Source organism: Micromonospora sp. DT201, from assembly GCF_049841575.1.
Lineage (GTDB): Bacteria > Actinomycetota > Actinomycetes > Mycobacteriales > Micromonosporaceae > Micromonospora.
Genome location: NZ_JBNCKP010000016.1, coordinates 104,067 through 120,940, shown reverse-complemented (window position 1 = coordinate 120,940; position 16,874 = coordinate 104,067). Strand labels below are relative to the sequence as shown.

Below are 16,874 nucleotides of genomic sequence, written 5' to 3'. Positions count from 1 at the left end.
CTGCACTGTGGCCCTGATCACCGGCCCCCCACGGCCGTTCCGCGGTGGCTCCAGGAGCCGGCGCACGGCGACAGGTCAGGTCGCGGGGACGTCCGCCGGGACGGCGAGGGTCGGATCGTCGATGTCGAAGTAGCGCGGCCACTCCCGGCCCCGCCCCATCCGCAACAACCGCACCAACGGCCGGCTACGCGCCGAGCGGGCATCCCGGACCAGGTCGGTGTGCACCTGCCGGGACAGGGCGAGCCGACGACTGGCGGCGATGACCGCCCCGCAGTCCGGATCGCCCGCATCCAACTGGACGGCACGCAACTGCCGGGTGAGGTCGTTCTCCGCCGCCTCCCGCTCATCCGGGCTGGCGTCCAGGGCGATCCGCGCCGCCGCGTACAGCTCCACGCCGAAGCGCCGCTCCGCCAACACGGCGGCCGCCGCAGCCCGGCGCAGCAGGTGGGCATCGAGGGCCCGGGCCGCCAGCTCCGCGCGGCCCTGCAGCCGCTCCACCCGGCCGGCCGTCCAGATGAGGTACGCCGCGACCAGCCCCAGGACCACGCTCGCGGCCACCACCCACCACATGTGCCGCATCGTAGTGCTGCTCCGTTTCGCCTTCAGTTAAGCGCGGCCACACCGGTCACCCCGATCGCGATCCGCACCATGCGTCACACCGGTTCAGCCCAGCCCCACCCACTCCTGGTCGATGACCCGCCCGTCGGTTGCCTCGATCGCCGCTGCGTATACCTCCAGAACGCGGCGAGCAACCGTCGGCCAGTCGAAATTCACCACCACCTGATCGCCGCAGGCGCTCAGCGCGGCCCGCCCGGCCGGATCGTCCAACAGCTCGGTCACCGCGTCGCGCAGCCCCGCCGGGTCACCGGTGGGGAAAAGCCGACCGGCGCGCCCACCGTCGAGCACCCGCCGGAACGCGTCCAGATCGCTGGCGACCACTGTCGTACCCGCGGCCAGCGCCTCGGTCAGGATCATGCCAAACGACTCGCCGCCGGTGTTCGGTGCCACGTAGAGGTGCACACTGCGCAGCATTCGCGCCTTGTCCGGTTCGGTGACCAGGCCGAGGAACGTGACCCGCTCATGCAGTTCGGCCGGGAACTGGTCGTACAGGTCGTCGGGGTCACCCGGGCCGGCGACGAGCAACCGCAGCCCGGGCCGGGTGGCGGCCATCGCCACGAACGCGTCGCGCAACACCGGGAAGCCCTTGCGCGCCTCGGTGAACCGGCCCAGGAACCCCAGGGTGCCGCCGGTGCCCGGCGCGCACTCCCCCGGCCAGCCCGGCAACGGCTCGGCGTCGGCGAACTTGGCCACCGCCACCCCGTTGGGGATCTCCACCGCGCCGCCGTCCATGTGCTCGACCTGGACCTTGCGGGCCAGCGCACTGACCGCGATCCGGGCGGTGATCCGCTCCAACACGATCTGAAGCACACCCTGCGCGGCGGCAAGCACCCGCGAACGGGTCATCGCGGTGTGGAACGTGGCCACCACCGGGCCGCGGGCGGACAACACGGCCAGCAGGGACAGGCTCAGCGTGAGCGGCTCGTGCACGTGCAGCACGTCGAAGTCGCCGTTGGTGAGCCACCGGCGCACCCGGGCGGTCGAGACCGGGCCGAACGCGATCCGGGCCACCGACCCGTTGTACGGCAGCGGCACGGCACGACCGGCCGACACCACGTACGCCGGCAGCGGCGAATCCTCGTCGGCCGGTGCGAGCACGCTGACCTCGTGGCCGAGCGTGATCAACGCCTCGGCCAGGTCCATCACGTGGTTCTGCACCCCGCCGGGGACATCGAAGGAGTACGGGCACACGATGCCGATCCGCATGCGTCAGCGCCCCCCGTCCCCGACGGCGGGCCGCCGCTGCGACGCACTCCTCGCACCTATCGTGCCCACCTCCTCAGGCCTGACCGGAGGCCGACGACGGCAGCGCCGCGCCGTCCCCCGACCCCCGCTGGTCCAGCCACATCCGCTGCAACATGTGCCAGTCTTCCGGATGCTGGGCGATACCCGCCGCCAGACGGTCGGCGATCAGCTGGGTCAGCGACCGGACCCGCTGGTCCAGAGGCCCCACCTCGGGCCCCGGCACCGGCAGCGGGCCGGCGAGCGACGCGCACGCCGCGTCCGGTTCGTACCACATCGAGGCCACGTAGAGCGGCGCGCCGGTGTGCAGCGCGAGCAGCGCCGGCCCGGCCGGCATCCGGGTCTTTCCGCCGAAGAAGTCCACCTCCACCCCACGGGCGGAGAGGTCCCGGTCGGCCAGCAACGGCACCACCGCACCGGCACGTACGCGCTCCAGCAGCACGTCGAACGCCGGACGCGACCCACCATGGGTCGGCAGGATCTCCATCCCCAGGCTCTTCCGGAAGGCCATGAAACGCTCGTACACGCCCTCCGGCTTGAGCCGTTCCATGACCGTGGTGATCGGCCCGATGGCGGCCGCCACCCAGGCACCCGCGGCATCCCAGTTACCGGCGTGCGGCAGCGCCACCACGGCGCCCCGGCCGGCGGCCACGTCGGCGGCGAGCAACTCCGCGCCATCGAGTCGGAAGCCGGACAGGATCTGCTCTCGGCTCAACGCGGGCAGCCGGAACGCCTCCATCCAGTACCGGGCGTACGAGCGGAGTCCGCGCTTGACGAGATCGTCCAGCTCGGCCTCGGGCAGCTCCGGGCCGACCACCCGGCGCAGGTTCGCGCGCAGTCGGGCCGTACCCCCGCCGGGGCGGCGGTAGGCGCGGTCCGCGCCCGCCTGGAACGCCGCCGCCACCAACGGCCGGGGTAGCGCGCGGACCACCCGCCAGCCGGCGACGTAGCCCAGCTCGGTGAGGTTCACGCGGCCCGGCCGCCGGTCATCCGGCGCCGGGTCGGCGACGCGCCGCTCACGCCTGGCCGTTCGGCTGGAGCTGCTGAGCCTGGCGGTAGACGTGGGCCATCCGCTGCCCCACCGTGAAGATCGACACTGCGGCGAGCAGCCAGAGCGCGACCTCCAACGCCGGCTTCACGTTCAGGCCGGTGAGGATTCCGCCGACGCCGACGATCAGCAGCCGCTCGGTACGCTCGGCGATGCCCACGTTGCAGGTCATGCCGAGCCCCTCAGCGCGGGCCTTCACGTAGGAGACCAGACTGCCGGCGGCCAGACAGACCAGCGCGGCGGCCACCCCGGAGTAGTTGCCCTCCGTGGCCAGCCAGTACGCGACAGCGCCGAAGACGGCGCTGTCGGCGACCCGGTCCATGCTTGAGTCGAGGAACGCGCCGAATTTGGTGGAGCCGCCGCTCATCCGGGCCATCGTCCCGTCGAGCAGGTCGGTGAGCGCGAAAACGGTCACGATTAACGCGCCCGCGACCAGATGGCCGCGGGCACCGAAGCCGAGCGCACCAACGAGCACACCAACGGTGCCCGCAACGGTGACGGCATTGGGGGTGACGCCCGCGCGCAGGAGGGCGCGGGCAATCGGCTCGACGACGCGGGTCATCCCCGCGCGGGCCGACACTTGGAAGATCTTCGCCATGGCGGTCCCCACGATAACGGTCCGCCCAGCTCCGGCGATACGGCCGGTCCCTCCGACCCGCCCGGGGGAGGCTTGTGCCTATCCGACAACGGGTGTGAGATCGAGCTGGAGGGTGAGCCAGCTCACCCGACCACCCGTCCCGTTCCCACTGTGCAGCAGACCACCGGAGGATATCGCCGCGCACTCGCCCCGGGCCGCTTCCACCTCGCGCGGCGGTCGCCACCACCACCGGCTGAGGGAGGTGCGCCCCATGGCGCAAAAAAATCAGGACAAGGGTTCCACCGGCGGCACGCCCGTGGTGACCGAGCCCGAGCGGGTACGCAACGTGGTTCTCGTCGGGCACTCCGGTGCCGGCAAGACGACCCTTGTCGAAGCCCTGCTCGCGGCGACCGGCACGATCGGTCGGGCCGGCACCGTGGTCGACGGCACCACCGTCGGCGACCATGACCCCGCAGCCGTACGCCAACAGCGTTCCGTCAGCCTGTCCTGCGCACCGCTGCTGCACAACGGCATCAAAGTCAACCTGCTGGACACTCCCGGGTACGCCGACTTCGTCGGCGAGCTGCGCGCCGGCTTGCGGGCCGCCGACGCCGCCCTCTTCGTCGTCTCCGCGGCCGGCGGCATGGACGCGGCCACCGTCGCCCTGTGGGAGGAGTGCGCCGCCGTCGACATGCCCCGCGCCGTCGCGGTGGCCCGACTGGACCAGCCCCGCGCCGACGTCGACGAGACGGTGGCGCTCTGCCAGCGTCTCTTCGGCGACAACGTGATGCCCCTCTACCTGCCGATGCTCGGCGACGACGGCGTGTCCACCGAAGGCCTGCTCGGCCTGATCACCCGCCGGGTCTTCGACTACTCCGCCGGGCTGCCCGCCGACGTGCGCGACCCCGACCCGGAGCATCAGCGGGCCATCGACGAGTCACGCGACGAGCTGATCGAGGGGATCATCGCCGAGAGCGAGGACGAGACCCTCATGGACCGCTACCTCGACGGCGAGGAGATCAGCACCGAGGTGCTCATCGACGACCTGGAGAAGGCCGTCGCCCGGGGCCACTTCTACCCGGTGGTGCCGGTCTGCTCCCACACCGGTGTCGGGCTGGACGTTCTGCTGGAGGTGCTGACCGCCGCATTCCCGTCGCCGCTTGAGCACGAGTTGCCGGCGGTGACAGGCGTGGACGGCTCGCCCCGCCCGCCGCTGACCTGCGACCCGAACGGGCCCCTCGTCGCCGAGGTCGTCAAGACCACCGTCGACCGGCACGTCGGTCGAGTCTCACTGGTCAGGGTCTTCTCCGGCACCCTGCGCCCCGAGCAGACCGTGCACGTCTCCGGGCACGGCATGGCCGAACGCGGCCACCCCGACCACGACGCCGACGAGCGGGTCGGGCACATCTTCACCCCGCTGGGCGCCACCCTGCGTGAAGTGCAGCTCTGCGTCGCCGGCGACATCTGCGCGATCACCAAGTCGGGCAGCGCCGAGACCGGCGACACCATCTCCGCCAAGGACGACCCGCTGCTGATCGCCCCCTGGGAAATGCCGGAGCCAATGCTGCCGGTGGCGGTCGTGGCCCGCAGTCGCGCCGACGAGGACGCCCTGGCCCGCAACCTCGCCCGCCTGGTCGCCGGCGACCCCACACTGCGACTGGAGCGCAACCCGGAAACCCACCAGCTGGTGCTCTGGTGCATGGGCGAAGCACACGCGGACGTGGTGCTCGACCGGCTACGCGCCGGCGGCGTCGAGCTGGACACCGAACCCGTCAAGGTGTCGCTGCGCGAGACGCTGACCGTACCCGCGAAGGGCCACGGCCGGCACGTCAAGCAATCCGGCGGGCACGGCCAGTACGCGGTCTGCGACATCGAGGTCGAGCCCCTACCCTCGGGCAGCGGCAACGAGTTCGTCGACCGGGTCGTCGGCGGCGCGGTGCCGCACAACTACATCCCGTCAGTGGAGAAGGGCGTCCGCGCCCAACTCGAACGCGGCCTAGTCGCCGGCCACCCGGTGGTGGACCTGCGGGTGACCCTGGTCGACGGAAAGGCGCACAGCGTCGACTCCTCTGACGCGGCCTTCCAAACCGCGGGCGCGCTGGCCCTGCGCGACGCCGCCGACCGTGGCCAGCCGGCACTACTGGAGCCAATCGACGAGGTCACCATCCGAGTGCCGGACGGCTCGGTGGGCACGGTCATGGGCGACCTGTCCGGCCGACGCGGCCGAGTGCTCGGCACCGAACCGGACCCGGACGCCGAGGGCCGCACCCTCGTCCGGGCGGAGGTGCCGGCCACCGAGTTGCTCCGCTACGCCGTCGAGCTGCGCTCGATGACGGCTGGCACGGGCACCTTCCGCCGTCACTTCGTCCGCCACGACCCCATGCCCGCCCACCTGGCCGACCAGATCCGCAAGGAACAAACCCCGTAACCCCTCCCGGGCCCTCGCCCGGCCAGCCCACGCCCTGCCCTGCCCGGCGCCACGCCCAGCACGGGCCACGCCCAGCTCTGCCCGGCGCCACGCCCAGCAGCGGCCACGCCAAGCTCTGCCCAGCGCCCTGCCCCGCCCTGCCCCGCGCCACGCCACGCCCTGCCCGCGCCACGCCCCGCCCTGCCCCGCCCGCGCCGCGTCCGGCGCCAGCGATCTTGCACTTTGTGTCGCCTGAATGTCGTCATTGCGGCAAAAGTCTCGACAGAAAGTGCAAGATCGCGCGGGTGGGGCGCCGGGGGCGGGTCGGCCGGCGTGGGTCGGGCTTGCTGCCGCCGATCATGGAGTTGTGGTGCCTCATGAAAGGGGCGTGCACTACTAAATCGCCCACCATAACTCCATGATCGACCGGGCGGGCGCGGAGCAGCGCGGCCCCGCCATCCCTGCCCGCCGATCCTGCAGTTTCTGACGCCGATGTCCGACTGCCCCGGCGAGAGCGGGAGGGAGTCCTGCGGCCCGAACCGGACTCGGACATGATCGACTCCATGTCGCCGATATGGCGGCATCCCGCCTCGCGGATACCGCAATGTCGGCGACATGGAGTGGATCACGCTCGGACGTCCATCGGCACGGGGGCAGCATGTCGTCGATTCGTCTCGTATGGGTGATTCTGTCCGGTGGCTGAAGGTCACCGGGGCGGCGGAATCCGGGGGGCCGGCTCGGGTCGTGTGGCGTAATGCCGGATATGCGACGACAGTAAGTGCAAGATCGCGGCGGAGCAACGCGGACACCGAGCAACGCGGACGCCAAGCAACGCGGACACCGAGCAACGCGGACACCGAGCAACGCGGACACCGAGCAACGCGGACACCGAGCAACGCGGACGCCAAGCAACGCGGATGCCAAGCAACGCGGACACCGAGCAACCCGGACACCGAACAACCCGGACACCGAACAACGCGGGCGCGGGCTGGTGAGGGCTTAGGGGTGGGTTGTGGGGTGGGTGGGGCGGGGCCAGTGGGGGCGGTCGGCGTCGCGGAGGGCGGCGGTACGCAGGGCGGCCAACTGGCGCTCCACCTCGGCGAACTGGTCCGCTGGCAGTGGACCCCGTTCCAGCGCTGCCGCGTTCTCCTCGACCTGAGCGACCGTACGGCAGCCTGGAATCGGGATGGTGCGACCGCTGCGGGTCCAGATCCAGCCCAGCGCGCCCTGGGCGAGGCTGCGCCCGTCGGCGGTGAGCGCGGCGCGGACCGCGGCGACCCGGCGCAGCCACTCCGGTGCCGGCCGGCCACCACGGAACCACTCCAACCAGCCCGGGGCCAACCCGCGCACGTCGTCGCGGGGCAGTATCGACCCGGCTGAGTACTTGCCGGTGAGCAACCCCATCCCCAGCGGGCCCCGGTTGACGCTTGCCAGGTCGTACTTGTCGCAGACGGCGAGGAGGTCGGGGGCGTCCCGCAGCACCGACAGGGTGTGCTGCACGGCAGTGGCACCGGCCGCGGCGTGCCCGAACGTGGCGGCCCGGTCGGGGCGGTCGGTGCTCCACCCGTACGCCCGGATCAGACCCTCAGCGACCAGGTCCTCGCAGGTGCCGATCAGCGCCTGCGCCCGCGGCACACTCAGGTCGGCCAGGTGCAGCTGGTAAAGGTCGATCCGGTCGGTGTCGAGCCGGCGCAGGGAGGCGGTGACGGCCCGCCGCAGGTACGCGGGTGACGCGTCCTCCCCGGTGGCCTGCCGGCTCGGCTCGTCGAAGGTGTAGCCCCACTTGGTGGCGATCACGGCGTCGTCCCGGCGGCCGGCGAGCGCCCTGCCGAGCACCCGCTCACCGTGCCCGGCACCGTACGTGTCGGCGGTGTCGAAGAGGGTGACGCCCAGATCGAGCGCCCGGCATACGGCCCGCACCGACTCGTCGTCGTCGACTGCGCCCCAGCCGAGCGGCTGGGTGCCCTCCGCCCAGGGCCCGCCGATCGCCCAGCACCCCATGCCGAGGGCGCTGACCTCGATGCCGCTGCGCCCCAACGTTCGTGTCGTGACTGCCATCGGCCGATCGTGCCACCTTCGCCGGTCGGGACGTAGCAGATCCCGGGGGCGGAATCTCGGGTGTGCGTCAACCTGCCGGTGCGGCATGATCGGCCGCATGCGGAGGCTGGGTGTGGACATCGGCGGCGTGATCATCGAGCCGGCCGACGGAGATGCGGACACGTCGTTCTTCGGCGCGCACTACCTGCGTACCCCCGTCGTCGACGGGGCCTTCGAGGCACTCGCGGCGGTCGGCCCGGCGTTCGACGAGGTGCACCTGGTGTCCAAGTGCGGGGAGTCCACCGAGCGGCGCACCCGGGAGTGGTTGGCCCACCACGACTTTCCGGCGCGCACCGGCATCCCCGCGCAGCGGGTGCACTTCTGCCGCACCCGACCGGACAAGGCGCCGATCGCCCGGCGGCTCGGGCTGACCCATTTCGTGGACGACAAACTGGAGGTGCTCGGCTACCTCGACTCGGTGCCGCACCGCTTCCTGTTCCGCCCCCGCCCGGCGGAGGTCGCCGCACACGCGGCGCTGCTGCCCCGCGTACACCGGGTGGAGAGCTGGCCGGAGCTGACACCGCTTCTGCGCGCCGACTAACCCCGGTCAACGCGGGCGCCGCGCAAAGGGGCGCGCCGCCCAACGCGGACGCCACCCAACGCGGACGCCAGCCGGCTAGCCCCGGCCAACGCGGGCGCCGCGCAAAGGGGCGCGCCGCCCAACGCGGACGCCAGGCAACCCGGACGCCACCCAACGCGGACGGCGGGCAACCCGGACGGCGGTCAGGACGGCCAGGCGCGGGCGAACAGGTCGCGGGTGTCGCCGAGCAGTTGCGGCAGAACCTTCGTGCGGCCGATCACCGGCATGAAGTTCGCGTCGCCGCCCCAGCGCGGCACCACGTGCTGGTGCAGGTGCGCGGCGATGCCGGCGCCGGCCACCCCGCCCTGGTTCATGCCCAGGTTGAAACCGTGCGCGTTGCTCACCTTGCGGATCACCCGCATCGCGGTCTGGGTGTACGACGCCAGCTCGGTGGTCTCCGGCACGTCCAGGTCGGTGTAGTCGGCGACGTGCCGGTAGGGGCAGACCAGCAGGTGCCCCGGGTTGTACGGGTAGAGGTTGAGCACCACGAAGACGTGCTCGCCACGGGCCACCACGAGGCTCTCCTCCGGCGGCAGCTTCGGTGCCAGGCAGAACGGGCAACCGGTGGGCTTCTCGTAGCCCTCGGCCGGGCGGTCCTCGCCGGATATGTAGGTCATCCGGTGCGGCGTCCAGAGCCGCTCCAAGCCGTCCGTCATGTCACCGATGTCCGTGTACCCCTCCGCGCCTGTCACGAGCCGATCCTACGGAGCCGCTCAGGCGGGCCGCGATACCTGGCGCCGGGAAAATCCTTGCTTGCAACTTCTTGACGGATCGATGCTCACGTCTGAAAATTCCGTGCATCCACGTACTTCCATTCATTGATGGAGAGTTGCATGATCCGACGGCTCGGCAGGCTACTCGCGGCACTCGCGCTGACCGCCGCCACCACGGTGGCCGGCATCACCCTCACCGCCGGAGCGGCACAGGCGGATGGTTGCTACACCTGGGGTCGCAGCCTGTCCCAGGGGGCGTCCGGCGAAGACGTCCGGCAGCTACAGATCCGGGTCGCCGGCTACCCCGGCTACGGTGCCGTGCTGACCATCGACGGTGCGTTCGGCCCGGCCACCCGGTCCGCGGTGATCCGCTTCCAGCAGGCGTACGGGCTGTCCGCGGACGGGATCGCCGGCCCACAGACCTTCAACCGGCTCTACGCCCTCCAGGACGACGACTGCACCCCCGCCAACTTCAGCTACGCCGAACTGAACAACTGCAACAGCACCTGGGCCGGCGGCGCGGTCGCGGCGAGCACCGCCCGGTTCAACGCGCTCGTCTCGATGTGGAAGCTCCAGGCCCTGCGGCACGCCCTCGGTGACGTGGCCATCGCGATCAGCAGCAGCTTCCGCAGCTACGCCTGCAACAGCGCGGTCGGCGGGGCGTCGAACAGCCGGCACCTGTACGGCGACGCGGTGGACCTGGTCGGGTCACCGTCGTTCTGCCGGCTGGCCCAGCAGGCCCGCTACCACGGCTTCGGACAGATCCTCGGCCCCGGCTACCCGGACCACAACGACCACACCCACGTGGCGGCGGTCGGCGGCTGGTCGGCGCCGAACTGCGGCATCTGACGCCCCAGCGTGGTCTTCGGCGATCGATCGTCGAAGACCACGCTCGAACAAGGAAGTAGTGGCCTCCCGCAGCGGTGAGGCCACTACTTCCTGAATCGAGCACGATCATGAACGGCCGAGCAGGACCGGCCGGGTGGGACGCGCGGGAGCTACTCCGCGGCGGCCGACGGGCCGATGTTGGTCCGCGAGCTGACCACGTCCAGGACGTGGGTCACCGCCTCGGCGACCGGCACCCCGTTGCGCTGGGAGCCGTCGCGGTAGCGGAAGGACACCGTGCCGGCTGCCACGTCGTCGTCACCGGCGATCACCATGAACGGGATCTTCTGCTGCTGTGCCGTACGGATCTTCTTCTGCATCCGGTCGTCACCCGCGTCCACCTGTGCCCGGATCCCCTCGGCGCGCAGCGCCGCGACGAAGCCGTGCAGGTAGTCGGTGTGGTCCTCGCGAATCGGGATGCCGACCACCTGCACCGGCGCCAGCCACGCCGGGAACGCGCCCGCGTAGTGCTCGGTGAGGACCCCGAAGAACCGCTCGATCGAGCCGAACAACGCCCGGTGGATCATCACGGGCCGCTGGCGGGTGCCGTCGGCGGCCTGGTATTCCAGCCCGAACCGCTCCGGCTGGTTGAAGTCGACCTGGATGGTGGACATCTGCCACGTCCGACCGATCGCGTCCCGCGCCTGCACGGAGATCTTCGGCCCGTAGAACGCCGCGCCGCCCGGGTCAGGCACCAGGTCCAGGCCGGAGGTTGCGGCTGCGGTCCGCAGCGCCTCGGTCGCCTCGGCCCAGTCCTCGTCGGCGCCGATGAACTTGGGCGAGTCGTCCCGGGTCGACAGCTCCAGGTAGAAGTCGTCGAGACCGTAGTCGCGCAGCAGGTCCAGCACGAAGCTGAGCAGCGTGGACAGCTCGCCGGCCATCTGCTCGCGGGTGCAGTAGATGTGCGAGTCGTCCTGGGTCAGGCCACGAACCCGGGTCAGGCCGTGCACCACACCGGACTTCTCGTACCGGTAGACGGTGCCGAACTCGAACATCCGCAGCGGCAGCTCCCGGTACGACCGCCCGCGCCCCCTGAAGATCAGGTTGTGCATCGGGCAGTTCATCGCCTTGAGGTAGTACTCCGCGCCCTCCAACTGCATGGGCGGGAACATGGTGTCCGCGTAGTACGGCAGGTGACCGGAGGTCTGGAACAGCTGCGCCTTGGTGATGTGCGGGGTGTTGACGAACTCGTACCCCGCCTCCTCGTGCCGGCGCCGCGAGTAGTGCTCCATCTCCCGGCGGATGATGCCGCCCTTGGGGTGGAAGACCGCCAGGCCGGAGCCGATCTCGTCGGGAAAGCTGAACAGGTCGAGGTCCGCACCGAGCTTGCGGTGGTCGCGCCGGGCGGCCTCCTCCAACAGCTTCAGGTACGCCTTGAGCTCATCGCGGGTCGGCCACGCGGTGCCGTACACCCGCTGCAGTTGCGGGTTCTTCTCCGAACCGCGCCAGTACGCGGCGGCCGAGCGCATCAGCTTGAACGCGCCGATCAGGCGGGTGGTCGGCAGGTGCGGGCCTCGGCACAGGTCCGACCAGCAGACCTTGTCCTCCTTGGCGTCGAGGTTGTCGTAGATGGTCAGCTCGCCGCCGCCCACCTCCATCACCTCGGTGGTGTCCAGGCCCTCGCCCTTGACCTCGATCAACTCCAGCTTGAACGGCTCGTCGGCCAGCTCGGAGCGCGCCTCGTCCAGGCTGCCGAAGCGACGGCGGCGGAACCGCTGCCCGGACTTGATGATCTCCTGCATGCGCTTCTCGAGCTTGCTGAGGTCATCGGGCTGGAACGGCTTGTCGACGTCGAAGTCGTAGTAGAAGCCGTTCTCGATCGGCGGGCCGATGCCCAACTTGGCCTCGGGGAAGATGTCCTGCACGGCCTGGGCCAGCACGTGCGCGGTCGAGTGGCGCAGCACGTTGAGCCCGTCGGGCGAATCCAGGCTGACCGGCTCGACGACGGTCTCCTCGGCCGGCGCCCAGTCCAGGTCACGCAGCTGACCCTCCGGGTCGCGGACCACCACGATCGCCTTGGGGCCGTTCGCGGGCAGTCCGGCCGCGGCCACCGCGTCGGCCGCCGTGGTCCCGGCGGCGACGACGACGGGGTCGGCCACGGCGGGGGTACGGGGTGCGGACACGGTGACTCCTCCAAGCGGTACGAAACGGTGCCGATCCTCGGCTCCTGCCGATGCTATCGGTCCGCCCACCCACGGTCGGGAAGGGCACCAGCGTTGAACCTTTCGCGCCTCGGAGCCGAACTACCAGGTGTGACCGGAACCGGTGCCAGCCGCACCGACACAGATGGGGGCACAACATGGCGAGCACGCACGGCGGTGGACGTCGGCGGCGGATCGCGGCGGTGACCGCGTTGACCGCCGCCGGGCTGCTGCTCTGGCCCGGGTCGGCGCACGCCGCGGACGTGACGACCACCCCGACCGAGGCACTGCAGGGCGACGCCGTACGCCTGGAGTTCTCCGTGCCGGAGGAGCGGGCCGGCACGAAGACCCGCGAGATCGAGGTCCGGATGCCGGCTGACGCGCCGATCGCCGAGGTCTACCCGATGTCGGTGGACGGTTGGGCACCCCGGATCAGCTCGCGAACCCTGGATCGGCCGGTGGCGGGCATCCACTCCACCGGGGTGAGCACGGTCACCACCGCCGTGACCTGGGTCCGGGTCGGCGAGAGCGAACCTGGGCCGGCCCGGCTGGCGCTGTCGATGGGGCCGCTACCCCAGGCGGAGCGGCTCACTTTCGAGGTCGTCCAGACGTACGCCGATGGCACGGTGGTCCGGTGGGCGGACGCCGACGGCGCGCACCGGGCTCCGGCGCTCACCCTGTTGCCGGCGGCCGCTGGCGCGGCCGGACCGGCCGGGCACGGCGGTCATGGCGCACCGGCTGCCGGTGCGCCGGCGGCCGGTGCGCCGGCGGCCGGTGCGCCGGCGGCCGGTGCGCCGGCGGCCGGTGCCCCGGCGGGTGCGGACACCGGTGTCGACGCGGCACCGGCCGGCGAGGCGGGCGGCGAATCGGGCAACGCCGACGGGGCGGGCGGCGGGTCGGGCAGCGCCGACGGGGCGGACCGCAAATCGGGCAACGCCGACGGGATGCTGGCCGCCGGCCTGCTGGCCGGGTTGGGCGGCGGCGCGGCGATCGGCTGGCTGGTCAGTCGGTGGCGCCGACGCGACCCGGCCGAAGACGCGGCGCTCGCCGAGGTGACCGGCGGAGGAGCGGTGACCCAGGCTTGATCGACTCAACATCGCCGATGTTGGCGTATCCCGCCGCTTGGATACCCCAACATCGGCGATATGGAGTGGATCACGGTCGCGCGGCGACGTGACGACGCGGCGACGCGGCGACACAGGCCAACCTGACGACGCGGCTGCGACGGGACGGACGGTCAGGGCAGCCAGGTGGGTAACGGTTCGCGGGCGCTCAGCCACGACTCGGGCACCCCGCCAGGGGTGCCGACGCCGGTGTACGCCGCCACCACCGCCCCCGCGATGGCGGCCGTGGTGTCCACATCCCCACCGGCCCGCACGCACATCTGGATCGCCGCCGGATAGTCGTCGAGGTGGGTGGCGGCCACCCAGAGGGTGAACCCGACGGTGTCCTGGGCGGTTACCCGGGAGCCGTTGCCGAGTGCCGCCACCACCCAGGGCAGCGGCCGGCCGAGCAGCCCGGCCGCCCGGTTCACGCTTCGGTGCACCTCGGTGCCCGGGTCGAGCGCGGCGGCGATCCCGGCGAGCAGCCGCTCCGGGGGCGGCCGGTGCCCGTCGAGGCGGGCTCGGGCGGCCAACGCGGCGGCGACGGCGACCGCGACAGCGCCGGCGATCCCCTCCGGGTGCGCGTGCGTCACCTCGGCCGAGGCGCGGGCCTGCGCCGCGGCACGCGCGGTCGAGTCGGCGAAGTACGCCCCCAACGGGCCGACCCGCATCGCCGCGCCGTTGCCGCAGGAGCCCTGACCGTCGAAGGCGGACGCGGCGGCCACCGGCCAGGGGGTGCCGGTGCGGATCAGCTCCAGAATCAGCATCGCTCCGGCGCCATAGCCCCGCCGCGGTGCACACCGCTCGGCGAAGGCCAGGGCCAGCCGGTCCCGGTCGATGCCGCCGGAGTCGGCCAGCTCCGCGAGGACCGAGCAGGCCATCTCGGTGTCGTCGGTCCACTCCCAGGGCGCTGGCGGCAGCGCGTCGGGGGTGAGATCCGTGGGCGCTGACGCCGGCAGGAAGTACTGCGCGCCGAGCGCGTCGCCGGTGGAGAGACCGGCGAGGCTGTCCCGGGCGAGCGCCAGGCGGGCATCGACGAACAGGGTGAACGACATCGTCATGACAGCTTGCCCCCTCACCAGGCACGTCGCAACGCGATCAACTTGCCAGGCAAAGTACGGTCTTGTCGTGGCCTCCGTGCTCCTGGTCGAAGACGATCACGTCGTACGTGGCGCGATGCTGCGGTCCCTCACCGACCGGGGGCACGCCGTGCACGCCGTGGGTACGGCGTTGGACGCCCTGCGTCGGGTCGCCGCGGAGACACCCGACCTGGTGGTGCTGGACCTCGGCCTGCCCGACCTGGACGGCTCGGACGCGCTGCGGATGCTGCGCGGCATCACCGACGTGCCGATCATCATCGCCACCGCCCGTGACGACGAGCAGTCGGTGGTCAAACTGCTGCGCGCCGGCGCCGACGACTACATGGTCAAGCCGTTCACCGGGGCGCACCTGGACGCGCGGATCACCACAGTGCTGCGGCGCGCCGGCCGGGCGAGCCGGACAGTCCAGCCGGCGGTGCACAGCGTCGGCGGGCTCCGGGTGGACGTGGGCGAGCGCAGCGCCCAGCTCGACGGGGAGCCACTGGCGCTGACCCGCAAGGAATTCGACCTGTTGGCGTATCTCGCCGCACGACCTGGGCGGGTAGTGTCCCGCCGGGAGCTCTTGGAGGAGGTATGGCGGCAGCCATCGGTCGGCGAGGATCAGACCATCGACGTTCACCTGTACTGGCTGCGCCGAAAGATGGGCGAGTCCGCGGCGAAGCCGCGCTACCTGCGCACCGTGCGGGGGGTGGGGTTCCGGCTGGTAGCACCGGACTGAGGACGGCGCTGGCCCTGCTCACGGCCGGCATGTGCAGTCTCGTCGCGCTCGCGTTCCTGATCCCCCTCGGGCTGAGCCTGCGTGAGCAGAGCCGGGACGAGGCGATCGCCGACGCGGCCCGGCGTAGCGCGCTGGTCACCGGCGCGCTGGCGGTGAGCACCGAACCGGCGGTCGTCGAGCGTGCCGTGGTGGCGAGCGCCGAGGGTGCCCCGACCCGGCCGGTGGTGCACGGGCTGGGGCTGGACGAGTCCGCTGGTCGGGCCAGCGGCAGCGACCTGGACCGGGCTCGTGCCGAACGACGGTCGTTGGTCGTCGACGTCGACGGGGGTGTGGTCCGGCTCGACCCGGTGGTCCTCGGTGACCGGGCGGCCGTGGTCGAGGTGTTCCTCCCGGATTCGACGCTTGGCGATGGTGCCGGCGGCACCTGGCTGTTGCTGTTCGCGGTCGGCGCGGCGCTGGCCGGCGCGGCGGTGCTGGTGGTCGACCGGGTCGCTGCCCGCGCGGTGGACTCGACCCGAGGTCTGGTCAAGGCCGCGCTCTCCATCGGTGACGGCGACCTGGGCGTACGCGTCGAGCCGACCGGTCCCCGCGAGCTGGCCGAGGCCGGGTACGCCTTCAACCGGATGGCTGACCGACTGGACGCGGCCCGCACCGATGAGCGGGAGCTGGTCGCTGACCTGTCGCATCGTCTGCGTACCCCGTTGACGGTGCTGCGGTTGGACGCGGAGGCGTTGGAGTCCGATGACACCAGCGTCGGTTCGTTCAGCCCGGCGGAGCTGGATCGCCTCCGCGGTATCCGGCGGATCCGGCAGGCGATCGTCACCCTGGAGGGTGAGATCGACGTGTTGATCAAGACCACCCGTAAGGCGGTGGCGCTCGAGGCCGGGCCGGCGATGTGCGACGTCAGCGAGGTGGTCCGGGACCGGATGGTGTTCTGGGCCGCGCTGGCCGGCGATCAGAACCGGCCGCACCGGGTGAACGGCGCGCAGCTGCGCATCCCGGCGCCGGTGCCACGGGCCGAGTTGGCCGCCGCGCTGGACGCGGTGATCGGTAACGTCTTCCGCTACACCCCGCAGGGCACCGCGTTCGAGGTGGCCGTGTCCCGGCGGGACGGTTACGTGGCGATCCGGATCGACGACGCCGGACCCGGCATCGCCAACCCGGACCGGGCGCTGCGCCGGGGAGCCAGTGACCAGGGCTCGACCGGGCTTGGCCTGGACATCGCCAAACGGGTGGCGTTGCAGGCCAACGGTTCGGTGAGCATCGACCGCGCCCGGCTGGGCGGGGCCAGCGTGGTGATGCTGCTCGCCGACCCGGAGGCGACGCCGCGTCAGGTCAGCCGGTTCGGTCTGGTCGGCCGGATGGCACGCGACGCCCGGGACACGAAGGCCGCCGGTCGTCGCTGGCCCCGTCAGCGCCCCACCGACGACTGATCGGGGTCGGCCCGGCTGTGCGCCGTCGCAAGTCTTCCTTAGATCGCGGTTAACGATCGCGTTGGACCGGCTGCGGGCTGACAGGATCAGAGCACGTTCCAAACGGTTCCACCGGCCAAACGCACCACCCACCCACGGCCGGTGGAGCCGCGCGCGCGGCGGGAGTATCAGGTCCCCCCACACCCAGGCTCCCGCCGCGCGCCCTGCTCCCT

General features: G+C 71.9%; 14 protein-coding genes. 6 read left to right on the top strand and 8 right to left on the bottom strand.

What is annotated here, in order from left to right; all coding sequences use genetic code 11:
• Positions 1 to 75 precede the first annotated feature (75 nt).
• The 4 genes from ACLQ28_RS23965 to pgsA all read right to left on the bottom strand — a co-directional run bounded on the left by ACLQ28_RS23965 (position 76) and on the right by pgsA (position 3,506).
• Entirely contained in the window at positions 76 to 570 is a 495-nt protein-coding gene (locus ACLQ28_RS23965; RefSeq protein WP_425688514.1) for a hypothetical protein, read from the bottom strand.
• 93 nt (positions 571 to 663) lie between these two features.
• On the bottom strand, positions 664 to 1,824 hold the full coding sequence (locus ACLQ28_RS23960) for a glycosyltransferase family 4 protein (protein ID WP_425688513.1): 1,161 nt from the start codon (positions 1,822 to 1,824) through the stop codon (positions 664 to 666).
• A gap of 73 nt (positions 1,825 to 1,897) precedes the next feature.
• Positions 1,898 to 2,830 (bottom strand): phosphatidylinositol mannoside acyltransferase, encoded by a 933-nt coding sequence (locus ACLQ28_RS23955; protein WP_425688512.1) that lies wholly within the window; start codon positions 2,828 to 2,830, stop codon positions 1,898 to 1,900.
• 46 nt (positions 2,831 to 2,876) lie between these two features.
• Complete coding sequence (gene pgsA, locus ACLQ28_RS23950; RefSeq protein ID WP_425688511.1) at positions 2,877 to 3,506, bottom strand: phosphatidylinositol phosphate synthase; 630 nt, start codon at positions 3,504 to 3,506, stop codon at positions 2,877 to 2,879.
• A 250-nt stretch (positions 3,507 to 3,756) separates the two neighbouring features.
• Here pgsA and ACLQ28_RS23945 point away from each other — a divergent pair, with 250 nt between their 5' ends.
• On the top strand, positions 3,757 to 5,913 hold the full coding sequence (locus ACLQ28_RS23945; RefSeq protein WP_425688510.1) for an elongation factor G-like protein EF-G2: 2,157 nt from the start codon (positions 3,757 to 3,759) through the stop codon (positions 5,911 to 5,913).
• A gap of 978 nt (positions 5,914 to 6,891) precedes the next feature.
• On the opposite strand, the gene ACLQ28_RS23940 is transcribed toward ACLQ28_RS23945, so the two are convergent.
• Positions 6,892 to 7,950: an aldo/keto reductase gene (locus tag ACLQ28_RS23940; RefSeq protein ID WP_425688509.1), complete on the bottom strand. Its 1,059-nt coding sequence runs from the start codon at positions 7,948 to 7,950 to the stop codon at positions 6,892 to 6,894.
• A gap of 97 nt (positions 7,951 to 8,047) precedes the next feature.
• On the opposite strand from ACLQ28_RS23940, the gene ACLQ28_RS23935 reads away from it, so the two are divergent.
• Positions 8,048 to 8,530, top strand: a complete 483-nt coding sequence (locus ACLQ28_RS23935; protein WP_425688508.1) for a hypothetical protein — start codon at positions 8,048 to 8,050, stop codon at positions 8,528 to 8,530.
• A 182-nt stretch (positions 8,531 to 8,712) separates the two neighbouring features.
• Here ACLQ28_RS23935 and ACLQ28_RS23930 read toward each other — a convergent pair whose 3' ends face one another.
• Positions 8,713 to 9,225, bottom strand: coding sequence for an HIT family protein (locus ACLQ28_RS23930; protein WP_425688567.1), 513 nt, complete (start codon positions 9,223 to 9,225; stop codon positions 8,713 to 8,715).
• Between the two features lie 177 nt (positions 9,226 to 9,402).
• On the opposite strand from ACLQ28_RS23930, the gene ACLQ28_RS23925 reads away from it, so the two are divergent.
• The gene (locus ACLQ28_RS23925) at positions 9,403 to 10,131 is read left to right on the top strand and encodes a D-Ala-D-Ala carboxypeptidase family metallohydrolase (RefSeq protein WP_425688507.1); all 729 of its coding nucleotides are present in this window, start codon (positions 9,403 to 9,405) and stop codon (positions 10,129 to 10,131) included.
• A 149-nt stretch (positions 10,132 to 10,280) separates the two neighbouring features.
• Here the strand turns inward: ACLQ28_RS23925 and thrS are convergent, their stop codons facing one another.
• Positions 10,281 to 12,290, bottom strand: a complete 2,010-nt coding sequence (gene thrS / locus ACLQ28_RS23920) for a threonine--tRNA ligase (RefSeq protein ID WP_425688506.1) — start codon at positions 12,288 to 12,290, stop codon at positions 10,281 to 10,283.
• Positions 12,291 to 12,466: 176 nt separating this feature from the next.
• Here thrS and ACLQ28_RS23915 point away from each other — a divergent pair, with 176 nt between their 5' ends.
• Entirely contained in the window at positions 12,467 to 13,393 is a 927-nt protein-coding gene (locus ACLQ28_RS23915; RefSeq protein ID WP_425688505.1) for a DUF1775 domain-containing protein, read from the top strand.
• Between the two features lie 152 nt (positions 13,394 to 13,545).
• On the opposite strand, the gene ACLQ28_RS23910 is transcribed toward ACLQ28_RS23915, so the two are convergent.
• Positions 13,546 to 14,466, bottom strand: a complete 921-nt coding sequence (locus tag ACLQ28_RS23910; protein ID WP_425688504.1) for an ADP-ribosylglycohydrolase family protein — start codon at positions 14,464 to 14,466, stop codon at positions 13,546 to 13,548.
• 73 nt (positions 14,467 to 14,539) lie between these two features.
• Between ACLQ28_RS23910 and ACLQ28_RS23905 the strand changes: the two genes are divergently transcribed.
• Both ACLQ28_RS23905 and ACLQ28_RS23900 read left to right on the top strand, forming a co-directional pair.
• Positions 14,540 to 15,229 carry a response regulator transcription factor gene (locus ACLQ28_RS23905; RefSeq protein WP_030489108.1) on the top strand — a complete coding sequence of 230 codons (690 nt, stop codon included), beginning with the start codon at positions 14,540 to 14,542 and terminating at the stop codon, positions 15,227 to 15,229.
• A gap of 29 nt (positions 15,230 to 15,258) precedes the next feature.
• A complete protein-coding gene (locus ACLQ28_RS23900) occupies positions 15,259 to 16,662 on the top strand; it encodes a HAMP domain-containing sensor histidine kinase (RefSeq protein ID WP_425688503.1) in 1,404 nt (467 codons plus the stop codon).
• Positions 16,663 to 16,874 lie beyond the last annotated feature (212 nt).